The organism is uncultured Mailhella sp., assembly GCF_905187505.1.
Taxonomy (GTDB): Bacteria; Desulfobacterota; Desulfovibrionia; order Desulfovibrionales; family Desulfovibrionaceae; genus Mailhella.
In genome coordinates, this window is sequence record NZ_CAJJIC010000062.1 from 1 (window position 1) to 12,677 (window position 12,677).

The following is a 12,677-nucleotide window of genomic DNA, read 5'->3' on the forward strand; positions in this document are numbered from 1 at the left end:
TAGGGCTGTGTTAGTGTGTCAAAAGGAGATGACCTCTATGAAAAATCTGTGGGCTCCATGGAGAATGCAGTATATTCTCGGGCCGAAGTGTCACGATGGATGCGTGCTCTGTGCGCCGGAAGATCCGGCGCTCGACGAGGAGCGTCTTATCGTGCATCGCAGCGCGCGGGTGTTCGTCATGCTTAACCGCTATCCGTACGCCTCGGGCCATCTCATGGTGATTCCGTACCGTCATGTCAGCGACATCACCGACCTCGACGCGGAAGAAGCCGCCGACCTCATGGCCATGACGCAGCTCTCCTGCCGTGTGCTGCGTGAATTGAGCCACCCGCAGGGCATCAATGTGGGGCTCAATCTCGGTGAGGCCGCGGGCGCAGGCATAGGCATGCATATGCATATGCACGTCGTGCCCCGCTGGAGCGGTGATTCCAACTTCATGGCGGTGCTCGACGATGTGCGGGTCATACCCGAAGCTCTTGTGGAGACCCGTCGCCGTATGGCGCCTGTGTTCGCCAGACTGGCGGGCCGTTCCGCCTGAACCCTTTTTCGCGTATGCTGCTGCAATAAGGAGACGTCATGCGCTATATCAAAGTTTTTCTGCTGGTTTTGCTCTTCTTCGTGGTCATGATGCTCTTCGTGCAGAACCAGCCGTTGTTCTCCGACGCGGTTTCGCTGAAGGTCGATCCCATGTTCGCTCCCGCGATCACCACCGCGCCCGTCCCGCGCTATGCGCTTCTGCTCATCAGCTTCGCCCTCGGTGCCGCCGTGGTCCTGCTCATGCTCATCTGGGACCGCATCGCCCTTTCCGGTCGCGCTTCCGCGGCCCGTCGTCGCGCCTCCTCCCTGCAGAAGCGCCTCGACAAGATGACCGCTGAAAAGCAGAAGCTCGAAGCCTCCGTCAAGGACCTCGAGGAAAAGCTCAAGGAATCCGAGGCCCGCGCCAAGGACGCCGAAGCCGCCCTCGCCGCCGCCCAGACCGCCGCGGAATAATTTGCCCCATGGCGCAAGCGCACGGAATATGCCCGTTCCGTGCGCCTTCTTTTTCCTGCGGCGTTCCTGTGAACGCCGCCTCTTTTCTCCGCACCGGAAAAGCCGCTTCCGCAGCTTCGGGCCCTGAACCGGAATGCGCGCTCTTCGCCCCTCCCCTGAGAGGCCGGAGACTCCGCCCTCGAAGGCTCCGGGCCGCGCCCCCCTGCGGCGGCAGACCCGATTCCTGCGGGCCTTCGCCGAAACACTGAGCGGTCGGAGCCGCAGCGTGCTGCGGAACGCAGGTTCTCCCGCAAAGCCCCGCCGCACGGGGACAGCGTTTCGCCGCGAGCCCCGCAGAACGGCGTTTCGCGGCGTGTCCCGGGGGAAGCCGTTTGCGCTGCGAGGGCACAGGTTTCCGCGTTGCGGCCTCTTCGCGGTTCTTTTGCGAAGGAGCCGGAAACGGCGTCTTCCCGTGCGGCGCGCAGGCGTTGTTTTTGGACCGGGCGTGCCTTGCCGCAGGCCCGGAGCTTGGAAGGAACGATAGTTTCGTCGAGACGGTATGAGCGACAACGAACCCAAACTGACGCCCATGTATCGGCAGTATCTGGATATCAAGAAAGGGTATCCCGACACGCTGCTGTTTTACCGCATGGGCGATTTTTATGAGCTTTTCTTTGAGGATGCCGAAATAGCCTCGCGCGAGCTTCAGCTTGCGCTCACGAGCCGCAGCCGCGACGAGGGCGGCGTGCCCATGTGCGGCGTGCCCTGGCACGCGGCGGAAAACTACATAAGCGTGCTGGTGAAGAAGGGCTACAAGATCGCGCTCTGCGATCAGATGGAAGACCCGAAAAAGGCCCGCGGGCTGGTCAAGCGCGAAGTCACCCGCGTGATGACGAGCGGCACCGCCCTCGAGGACGCCAATCTGGAGGCCAAGGCCCACACCTATCTCGGCGCGCTGTGCTGGAACGGAACGCGCGGAGCGGGCGGCTTTGCCTGGCTCGACGTGTCCACGGGTTCGTGGACCGGGCTCCAGTCCTCGAAGGAGGAGGAGCTCAAGGAATGGGTGCTCAAGATGTCCCCCAGCGAGCTGCTCGTGCCCGACAAGGGCGAGCTGCCCGTGTCGCTTGCCTCCCTGCCCGGAATGCAGGTGGTGCGCGTGCCCGTGCGCAGTCATTTCGAGCTTGAGGGCGCAAGGGAGCGGGTGCACGCGGCCCAGAGCGTGCAGGACGATGCGGCGCTCGGACTGGAAAAAAGTCCCGAACTCTTGCAGGCCTGCGGAGCGATCATCGCCTACCTTGAGCAGATGCAGAAGCGCGATCCGGCCCAGCTTTGTCCGTTCCGGCCGCTGGACAAGGGCCGCTATCTCATCCTTGACGAAATAACCGAGCGGAATCTCGAACTTTTCTGCCGCATGGACGGCAAGCGCGGCACAGGCACGCTCTGGGCGGTCATGGACAACACGCGCACGCCCATGGGCGGCAGGCTTCTTGAAGAAAGAATGCGCTGTCCCTGGCGCAGGATTGAGCCCATTGTGGAAACGCAGGACGTGGTGGAGTTCTTCTTCCGCCGCGGCGACGTGCGCAAAAGTCTGAGAAAGGCGCTCGACGGCGTGTACGACATGGAACGTCTTTCCACGCGCATCTCGCTCAATCGCTGTCAGCCGCGCGATCTTGCCGCGCTCAAGGAGAGTCTTCTTGCCGTGCCCGCGGTGCGCGCCGCCCTTGCCATGCCCGAAGGGAACGCCATGTCCACCGACGACGAGCGCAAAGGCCGTCGTCTGCCCGCGGCGCTCCAGCGCCTTTTGAAGAAGTGGGACATGCTGGAGGATCTGGCCGATCTGCTTTCCCGGGCCCTGCGCGACGATCTGCCCCCGCAGATCACCGAAGGCGGCCTTTTCCGGCAGGGCTACGACAGAGAGCTCGACGAACTGCTCGATCTGGTGGATCACGGCGAGGCCAAGCTTCAGGAGCTTCTGCGCGAGGAGCAGGAAAAGAACGGCATGCCCAAGCTCAAGCTGGGCTACAATCATGTGTTCGGCTACTACTTCGAGCTCTCCCGCGCGCAGCAGGCCGCGATTCCCGACTATTTCCAGCGGCGTCAGAGTCTGGCCAACAGCGAGCGCTTCACCACGCCGCAGCTCCGCGAGCTTGAGGACAGAATGCTTTCCGCCGCGGAAAAGCGCAAGAGTCTGGAATACACGCTCTATCAGAAGCTGCGCGAAAAGGTGGCCGACGCAAGGCCCCGTCTGGTGACCATGGCCGCGCGCCTTGCCTGGCTCGACTACTGGCAGTCGCTCGCCGAGGGCGCGGAACGCAATCACTGGACGCGTCCCGAGCTGGACGAAGGGCGCGGCATACGCATCATGCAGGGGCGGCATCCCGTGGTGGAGGCCGTCACCGGCAGGGCCTCCTTCATTCCCAACGATCTCGTCATGGATGAAAAAAGGCATCTGGTGCTCATCACCGGGCCGAACATGGCGGGCAAGTCCACGGTGCTCAGGCAGACGGCCATCATCGTCATCATGGCGCAGATGGGCTCGTTCGTGCCCGCTTCCGAGGCGTGTCTCGGGCTGGTCGACCGCGTGTTCTCGCGCGTGGGCGCCTCGGACAATCTCGCGCAGGGGCAGAGCACCTTCATGGTGGAAATGATGGAGACCGCCCGCATCCTGCGGCAGGCCGACAGCCGCAGCCTCGTCATTCTGGACGAAATAGGCCGCGGCACCAGCACCTTCGACGGTCTGGCCCTGGCCTGGGCCGTGGTGGAGGAGCTCGCACGCCGCGCGGCGGGCACCATACGCACGCTTTTCGCCACGCATTATCACGAACTCACCTCTCTTGCCGGATCGCTCCCCGGCGTGTGCAACATGAACATCGCCGTCAAGGAATGGGACGGCGACATAGTGTTCCTGCGCAGGCTCATTCCCGGCCCGGCCGACCGCAGTTACGGCATCGAGGTGGCGCGTCTTGCCGGCGTGCCCGCGCCCGTGGTGCAGCGGGCCCGCGACATTCTCGCCCAGCTTGAGGCAGCGCGCGGCAAGGCCCGCGTGGCAAAGCTCGAGGCCGCCGTTCTGCCGGGGCTGGACATTGTTCCCGCAAAGGCTAAAAACGTGAAGGCGGCTCCTTCTGCGCCCGCCCCGCAGCCCGCCCCCGTTCCGCAGCCCGAGCCTCCCGTGCTGGAGGCCCTGCGCCGCGTCAATCCCGACGCCATGACCCCCATGGAGGCGCTGCGTCTGCTTTCCGACTGGAAAATGCTCTGGGGCACGCCTGAAACGAAGGACGAGCCTGCCGCCTCCGCCGCGGAGACGACGGCGACGGAAGGGCGGAGCGACGCTTCGCAGGCCGTTTCGGACGCGCCCGCGCCCGAAGGCAGACCCGCGCGAAGGGGGCGGAAAAAGGCCTCCGACGCCGCCTCGTAGCGAAAGAACGACCGCGCCCGTCCCGGGCGCGGCAGACCGGCATACCGCGTATGCCTTTAAGGAATGGTATGAAACGTAGTTCAGCCTGCTGGGGCGCGTGCCTTGCGCTTCTTGTGCTGTGCGCGGCGCTTGCCGTCGCCGGATGCGGCCGCAAGGGCGATCCCGTGCCGGACTTCTCCCGTGACGAATTTGCCTTTGCCACCCTCGGTTCGGAAGCCGCGGCCGACGGCGCCATCACCTTCCAGGGCACCCTTTCCGGCGCGACGCAGAACATGGAATACATGGTGCTCGAAATGCAGGCCGTGGACGGCGAACTGTGCGAAGGCTGTCCCTTCCTCGCGCAGGACGTGCACCGCGTCGACGCCCGCGACGCCTGGGAGAGCGAAAGCGGTTCGGCCTTCAGCTTCGTGTACCGGCCGGTCTTTCCCGGCACCGCCTACCGCTGGAGGCTGACGGGCTACAACCTCTATTCGGGCCTCCCCCCCGTGGTGAGCCCCATGCAGACGGTCTTCATGAACGGCTCCCCCTACGAAGCCGTGTCCATGCCGGAAAATGGAGAGTGACCATGGTTGTTCTTCAACGTGCGGCGCGCGGTGTCTGCGCCCTGTGTCTCGGTCTTGCCGTGTGCCTTTTCGCTTCCCTCGCCCATGCGGCCGCCTATGCGGACTTCCGCGCGGACATTCAGTACCGCATCGACGGAAAAACCGTGAAGAACTGCGGCACGGCCATTTCCTCCGGGCCCTGCGCCCGCATGGATCTCGACCTCGGCAGCGCCGGCGTCTTCACGCTCCTCGTCGACTCCAGGGAACATATGCTCCGCGTGCTCTCCCAGCGCCTCAGAGCCTACGTGGAAATCCCCGTCTCCGGCGATCCCAGAGACTGGCGCAGCCTTGTCAAAAGCGCCGCGGCCGCCGTCATGCCCCAGAGCATGGGCATGATAAGCCTTCAGGAAAAGGAGTGCACCCCCCTCGGCAAGGACAACTGGCAGGGCTACGCCGTCCATAAGACCCGCAATGTCTACGAGGCCGGATTCATGGGGTCCGTCCGCCGCTTCACCCTCGAAGTATGGGAAAACGAAGCCTTCTCTCCCTTCCCCATGCACGCCATGGCCGACGAAACCTCCGCCACCCACGGCGGCAGCGCCTGGCTCACCAACATCGTCGCGGAACAGGCCTCCCAGTCCATGTTCCTGATTCCCGAAGGCTTCACCCGCTACACCTCCGTCATGGATCTCTTTCTCTACGCGCTCTCCGCCCTTTAAAAGGCAGGAAGGGCGGAAAAGGCGGAGCGGGACGCCGTCCGAACCCCGTCGGTGAAGCGCCGGTTCCCCGCACTTGAGGGGACAAGAACGGCGCTTCTGTCGCCATCCGTAAGGGTTCGGCGGCGGCCGCTCCCCCGCCTCCTGCTTTTTCCGCTCATGATCAGCATCCGCGGGCTCCGGATTCCTTTTTCCGGGGCCCGCGACCTGTTTTCGGCGCCCGCACCGGGCCGCAACGGTCGAAGCCCATTCCGGCGCCGGATGCGCAGACGTCGCGCGCGTCCCGCCGCGTGTCTCGTCCCGCCGGACGGCGTTTCGCAACGGAAAAAGGGCGCTCGGGGCGACGGAAAAGAGGATCTCTGTCCTTGACGGCATGAGTGGGCTGGATTAAATAAAAAGGGACGGCATGAGCTTGTCTCCTGCTGCCGATTCCGAGGCCCGCTGCAAAGCGGGCTTTCGTGCATTCTGAACCCGGTTGTTCCGAGGCGGCCGCATCATGGAGTGCCTTGCCGATGTTGTGGAGATGATTGCCTGTGCACTACTTCGTGTATCTTGATGAGTTCGGTCATATCGGCCCTTTTGTTTCAAGGCAGGATGCAAAGCATAATACCAGTCCGATTTTTGGGCTTGGAGGCATTGCCCTTCCTCTGGAAGAGGTGCGTTCCTTTTCTTCGTTTTTTATCGCTTAAAGTGCGATTTGCTTTCCTGGGAACTGTCGCAGACAAGCGTTCCGGCATATCAGTGGGAAAAAAAGGGATCCGCTTTGTATACGACGCAGAACGTGCAGAAGTATCAGGAACTTCGTCGGGCGACGTTCCGCATCATGAACCGGATAAAGCGCGCACAGGGATTCGTGTTCTACTATGGTCTTGAGAAATGGAAGGCTCAAGGGGAACACAGCCCGGAGGGCATTTATCTTTTTGTGCTCAGAAATTGCATTCGCAGGCTCAATGCCTTCTGCTACAGACAACAGGCCACCTTCACGCTCCTTCTTGACGCCATAGACAGCGATGAGACAGGCGCAAGGCGGAAGTTCAGGCAGTCCGGTGTCAGAGTGGCGGGAAGCGAAATGTTCGGCACTCATGAAGGGCTGACATGCCGATGTCTGATGGAACCGCCGTATCAGCTGGAAAGCCACATGTTTCAAAATCTCCAGTGCGCCGACTGGTTCTGCGGTCTTCTCAACCGGTATCTTTCCTATAAAGTACTTCCTGAACAATATCAGGACTATGAAATTGTGGCGTCATATTTTGAAAAGAGGCTTCTCGGAGTGGTGAAGGCCAGCAGGCTCCTTTCTTCGTCCCATCATGCGCTGTCGGACGTTCTGCCGACTCCTCTGGAAGAAATGGAGGCATCTTCCTGAGCGGGCCATAATGCACGGTTGTCGTGTCTCCTCTCGAGAACGTGTTTCCGCATTTGAGAGCGTTTCGACGTGCCGAAACGCTGCCGTCCCGCCGCGTGTCTCGTCCCGCCGGACGGCGTTTCGCAACGGAAAAAGGGCGCTCGGGGCGACGGAAAAGGGCAGGGCGGAAAATCGGTAACGTCAATCTTGACATGAGGTTATGCGGGTATACATTCTAATGATGGCCCGTGGCACGGTGTCACGGGAAACGTCGGTTCCCCTCCTTTTTTTCGTTTTCGGAGCACTCGGGATTTTTTCATGAGAGGGGACAGGTTTTTTTGGTGAAAGAGTCGGTTTCATGACAAGCAGCAACGGTTTTCATCTGTCGGATCTTCAGTACTGGCGGGAACTGAAGATTCTGGCGGAGCGCGCGTCGAGGGACGTGCTCTCCGGCCTGCTCAACAGAGAAACGGCAACGGACTACATAGAGCAGTGCCTGAAGCATATGCATCCGGGCGACTCCTGCGCACTTTTCATCATTGATCTCGATAACTTCAAGCTGGTCAACGACACGCTCGGCCATCAGGCCGGCGACGAGGTCATACGTCTTGCGGCCAAGGCCCTCGCAGGCTGCTTCCGCGCCACGGACATCGTGGGGCGTCTCGGCGGCGACGAGTTCTTCGCCCTGCTTTCCGGGAACATCTCGGAGGATGCCGCCCGGGACAAGGCACGCAGCATCTGCGAGGCGCTGCAGTTTTCCATAGGCGTGAACCCCTCGCTGCACGTAAGCTCCAGCGTGGGCGTCTACATCGCCACCGGCGAGACGCGCGCCTTTGAAAAGCTCTATGAGCGCGCCGACGCCGCTCTTTACGAAGCCAAGGCCGAGGGCAGAAACAGGTATCACATCAGCACCGGCGAGAGCGTGAGCCCGCACAAGATCGCGCCCGCCTCCATGCCCCATGTCCCCGTGCCGATGTCCCTGCTCCTCGACAACATGGAAGAGGGCGTGGCGCTTCTGGAAGTGGGCGAGAACGCCGTCAACGTGCTTTACGCCTCTCCCGCCGTCTTCCGCATGCTGGGCACGGACAGTTCGGCGCTTTCGCTGCCCTGCGAGCTTTCGGTGTTCGGAGGCGTGCATCCCGACGATCTGGAGGAGTTTGAAAGGCGTCTGCGCGACGGCCTTGCCGGCGGCAGAATCGTGGAATATGAGCATCGCTTTGCCTGGGGCTGCGGCTGGCGCTGGTGTCGCGCAAGAGCCGTGCGTTCCCCCATGCCGTGCAGCGAAAACGTGATGATGGTGCTCGTGAGGGACATTTCCGGTTCGCGCAGGAGTCGGAACGATCTTCTCATGGAAGGGGAGTTCCTGAAGCTGGCCCTCGACCGGGGCGCCCGCGTGCTCTGGGAAGTGGACGTGGCTTCCCGCAGGTTCCGCCTCTTCAACGGCAGACGCCTGCGTTCCTCCGGCGCCATGATGGAGGATTTCCCCGAAGGGCTCATCCGCAGAGGATGGGTGCATCCCGATTCCGTGGACAGGCTCCGCGCCTTCGCCCGGGACATGCTGAGCGGACGACCCGCCGGCGGCGGAGCCTTCGTGCTGCGCCACACCATGAGCCGTCGCTTCGACTGGTTTTCCGTGCAGTACCGCATCCTTCCCGACATGGATCGCAGTCCCCTCAGAATCGTGGGCATCGCCGAACCCATCAGCGTGGGCATCGCCTGGAGCGTTTCCGGCAAGGAACGGCTCTGGGAACAGCTGCGGCCCAATCTTTTCTGCTACGTGCGCGGCGACCTTACCGAAGACCGCATGGAGGAACTCTGGATAGAGGGCAGAACCCTTACGCAGCATCTGCGCGGCGCCACCTTCCAGAGTCTCGTGCTCTGGGAGAAGAAGCGTCTTTTCCGCAGGGAGGACGGCGAGGAGTTCTTTGCCGTGTTCAGCCGCAGGGCGCTGCTCGACGCCTTTGACCACGGCCGGGAATGGGTGGCGAGGGAGTTCCGCTGCGTCGACTCGGGCGGAACCGTGCGCTGGCTCTCCTATGTGGCGCATCTGGCGCGGCATCCGCTCACGGGCAACGTGCAGGTCTTCGGCTTCCTTCAGGACACCGAACGCAGGCACGAGAGAGAGGCCGCCCTTGCCAAGAGTTCCGGAGACCTGCCCGTGCACGGCATCTACAGTCGCGACATGGCCAAAAAGCTGGCCGGGATGGTCCTCGAAAGCGGTTCCTCCCCGCGGCACATGCTGGCGCTCGTGCAGATGTTCGGCGTGTCCGGCCCCCGAGAGGCAGGCAGGCGGGAGTTCATCATCATGGCGCTTTCCCTGCTGCTCGGGGCGGACTGCGTCATGGGCGAGTACGATGAGACCTCCTTTACCGTGTTCCGGCCCGACGCCTTCTCCCGCGCCGTGACCCGGCAGCGCATAGACGACGCCTTCGCCTTCGTGCGTCAGGCCCTTTCCGACGGCGGACTCGTGTCCGGGCCGCGCTTCGTGGCGGCCGTGGCCTGCGCGGATCTGGGCGGCATGGACTACGACGACATGCTCGACAAGGCCGAACGCTGCTGTGCCCGGTGGAAAGACGCTCCTTCCGACACCGTGATCTTCATGGACGACCTTTCTCCGAAGCTGCCCACCCAGACCGACCCTCAGCAAACCGGTCTCGAGAACCTGGAGAACGACGACGAGTCCGACATGGACAGCCCCATGAACGACGCCGTTCCCGCAGCCGGCGACGCCGTGCCGGTCGAGACGCCGCCCCTCTCCGACGCGGAAAAGGACGTGGCCATAGCCTGCCTCGACGTGCTGCTCCGGGAGGATTCTGCCGACGTCGCCATGAGCGAGGTGCTGCGTCATCTGGGAACCCATTATCAGGCCGACCGGGCGTATACCCTTTCCCTGGCCGAAGACGGGCGCACCGTGCGCGCTTCCCACGAGTGGGTGGCCGAGGGCCGCTCCAGCCTGAAAAGGCGGCTCTCGGGCATGGCGCTGGACAGTCTTCCTCTTCTGTGGCGCTGTCTGCGGGAGAATCGTCCGGTCTGCCTTGAACGCAGGGCCGAGCCGGGCGGAAGAAGCCGGGACTGGCGCTTCATGGCCTTTCCGCTCGCCCCCGCGGAAGGCGGGCCCGACGGCGTGCTGTGCGTGGAAAATCCGCGTCGGCCCATCCGCGTCGACGCGCTCTCGGCCATGCTGCTGCCCCACATGGAACGCGTGCTGCGCTTTTCCGGCGCGGCGGGCTCAGGACGCGGCATGGCTGCGTTTCGGGATTCGCTCACCGGTCTGCAGAATCTGCACGCCTACATGGACAGGGTATGTCGGCTCACCTCCGACACCTGCACGTCCATGGGAGCCTTCATCCTTGACATGCCGCATCTCGCCGCCCCGACCGAAACGCAGAGCCGCAGCCGGAATTCGCGCGTCGTGCTCTATCTTGCCGAAACGCTGGGCGCGGTGTTCGGCCGCGAGCTTCTGTTCCGCACGCGCAGCGACGAGTTCGTGGCCCTTTGCGCCAACTGCACGCAGAACGTCTTTCTGGCCCGCGTGCTCAGGGCGCAGTCCATGCTGCAGCGCCGCTATCCCGGTCAGCTCCGCTTCGGCTATACCTGGTCCGAAGGGCTTTTTTCCGGCGACAAGCTGGTCAAGGAGGCCCGCACCATCATGCTGTGCGGCCAGCTCGAAACCTCGGCAGGCGGCGCGGCTCATCCTGAACTCGGCATGCGCGGGCCCGGCATGGCGGGAACCGACGGCCTCGAAAGCTTCACCATCCATCTTCAGCCCAAGGTCGACATGCGCACGGGCGCCGTCATCGGGGCCGAAGCCCTGGTTCGCGGCCTCGACGGTTCGGGCGGCGTCGTGATGCCCGCGCGCTTCATCGAGGCCATGGAACGCACCGGGGCCATCCGCGAACTCGATCTGCACGTGCTCAACATGACCCTCTCCGTCATGGAAGGCTGGCGGCGCAGGGGACTTCGTCCGATTCCCGTTTCCGTGAACTTTTCCCGCGCCACGCTGTTCAGCCCCTCGGCGCCCGGTTCGGTGCTGGCGCTCTTCAGCCGCTATCCCATGCTTGCCCCCTCGTCGCTGGAAATCGAGGTTTCCGAAAACGCGGGCAACGTCGAAAGCCGCACCCTCGAAAGAGCCATGGCGGGTTTTCGGCCCTTCGGCGTGCGCTTCGGTCTCGACGACTTCGGCACCCGCTACGCCAACTTGTCCCTGTTCACCAGCGTGCCCTTCGACACCGTGAAGCTCGACAGAAGCCTCATTCGCGACCTGGCGCACAACAGCGTGGGACGCGCGCTCGTGGGCGACATCGTGCGTCTGTGCCTGGCAAGAAACATGGCATGCGTGGCCGAAGGCGTGGAAAATCAGACGCAGAAGGACGCGCTGCTCAAAGAAGGCTGCGTGCTCGGACAGGGCTTCCATTACGGACGCCCCATGGCCGTGGAGGAGTTTGAACGTCGCTACCTGATTTCTGCCGAAAAGCGGCAAGGAGAGAAGTCATGACGGAAGCCGGAACGAACGTTGCAGGCAACAGAGAGAAAAAGCGTTCTCTGCTCATCGTGGGCATGGGCGCTTCCGCCGGAGGCCTTGAGGCGCTTCAGCAGTTTTTTGCCGGAATGCCCGACAACAGCAATCTTGCCTTCGTCGTCATTCAGCACCTTTCGCCGGATTACAGGAGTCTCATGGCGGAGATCCTCGGCAAGCACACCGGCATGAAGGTCGTGCAGGCCGAAAACGGCATGCCCGTGCAGCCCGACGTCGTCTTTCTCATTCCCCCGGGGAAGAACATGACCGTGAAGGACGGCAGACTCCTGCTCGCGGAACAGGCGCACGGCGCGGTCAATCATCCCATAGACCTCTTCTTCACCTCGCTCGCCGAGGAAAAGCGTGAACTGGCCCTTGCCGTGGTCTTGTCCGGCACGGGATCCGACGGCACCGGCGGCATCAAGGCCGTCAAGGAACACGGCGGCCTCGTCTTCGTGCAGGAGCCCAAAAGCGCCCGCTTCGACGGCATGCCGAGAAGCGCCATCGGCACAGGCCTTGCCGACTTCGTCCTGTCCCCGGAAAACATCGCCGCGGAACTGCTCAATTTTTCGCACTATCCCGCCGTGGCCGCCGCCTCGGAACGCAGCCCCCTTCTTTCCGGGAACGAGGAACTGCTCGCGCGCATCTACATGATTCTCAAGAGAGTGAGCGGCATAGACTTCACCCACTACAAGAGAAACACCGTGCTGCGCCGCATCGAACGGCGCATGGTGGTCACCCGCAGCGCCACGCCCGCCGACTTCGCAAGGCTCATCGAGGAAAATCCCGCAGAGGCCTCGCAGCTCGTCAAGGACATACTCATCGGCGTCACGCGCTTTTTCCGGGACGCGGAGTTCTTTGAAACGCTCAAGGCAACCGCCGTCACCGCCATCATCGAGCAGAGCGACGAGGATACCCCCGTGCGCGTGTGGAGCGCCGGATGTTCCACCGGCGAGGAGGCCTATTCCCTGGCCATGCTCTTCCGCGAGGTGCTCGAAGAAAGGCATCTGCGCAGAGACGTCAAGATCTTCGCCACCGACGTCGACACCCGGGCCATCGAACAGGCCGGAAAGGGCGTCTTCCCCGAAAGCATCGCCGACGACGTGTCTCCCGAACGCCTCGCCCGTTTCTTCGTGCGGCGCAACGATCAGTATCAGGTGACCAAGGACATCCGAAA

The 12,677-nt window shown here is 63.1% G+C and carries 8 protein-coding genes and 1 pseudogene; all 9 read left to right on the top strand.

The features are described from left to right. The first annotated feature begins 37 nt into the window (after positions 1-37). Positions 38-538, top strand: a complete 501-nt coding sequence (locus QZZ60_RS07030; RefSeq protein WP_295639795.1) for an HIT domain-containing protein — start codon at positions 38-40, stop codon at positions 536-538. A gap of 38 nt (positions 539-576) precedes the next feature. Next, on the top strand, positions 577-990 hold the full coding sequence (locus QZZ60_RS07035) for a hypothetical protein (RefSeq protein WP_295639798.1): 414 nt from the start codon (positions 577-579) through the stop codon (positions 988-990). A 538-nt stretch (positions 991-1,528) separates the two neighbouring features. Then, a pseudogene (gene mutS, locus QZZ60_RS07040) lies at positions 1,529-4,255 on the top strand (DNA mismatch repair protein MutS); the annotation flags it as partial. A 197-nt stretch (positions 4,256-4,452) separates the two neighbouring features. Then, positions 4,453-4,947, top strand: coding sequence for a lipoprotein (locus tag QZZ60_RS07045; RefSeq protein WP_295639800.1), 495 nt, complete (start codon positions 4,453-4,455; stop codon positions 4,945-4,947). A gap of 2 nt (positions 4,948-4,949) precedes the next feature. Further along, entirely contained in the window at positions 4,950-5,645 is a 696-nt protein-coding gene (locus QZZ60_RS07050; protein ID WP_295639803.1) for a hypothetical protein, read from the top strand. Between the two features lie 542 nt (positions 5,646-6,187). Next, complete coding sequence (locus tag QZZ60_RS11425) at positions 6,188-6,331, top strand: DUF3800 domain-containing protein (protein WP_367119408.1); 144 nt, start codon at positions 6,188-6,190, stop codon at positions 6,329-6,331. Positions 6,332-6,405: 74 nt separating this feature from the next. Beyond that, complete coding sequence (locus QZZ60_RS07055; RefSeq protein WP_295639806.1) at positions 6,406-7,005, top strand: DUF3800 domain-containing protein; 600 nt, start codon at positions 6,406-6,408, stop codon at positions 7,003-7,005. 337 nt (positions 7,006-7,342) lie between these two features. Beyond that, positions 7,343-11,479 carry an EAL domain-containing protein gene (locus QZZ60_RS07060; RefSeq protein WP_295639809.1) on the top strand — a complete coding sequence of 1,379 codons (4,137 nt, stop codon included), beginning with the start codon at positions 7,343-7,345 and terminating at the stop codon, positions 11,477-11,479. Then, positions 11,476-12,677, top strand: a 1,202-nt coding sequence (locus tag QZZ60_RS07065; protein WP_295639812.1) for a chemotaxis protein CheB, incomplete at its 3' end; no start/stop codon positions are given. The genes QZZ60_RS07060 and QZZ60_RS07065, both read left to right, overlap by 4 nt.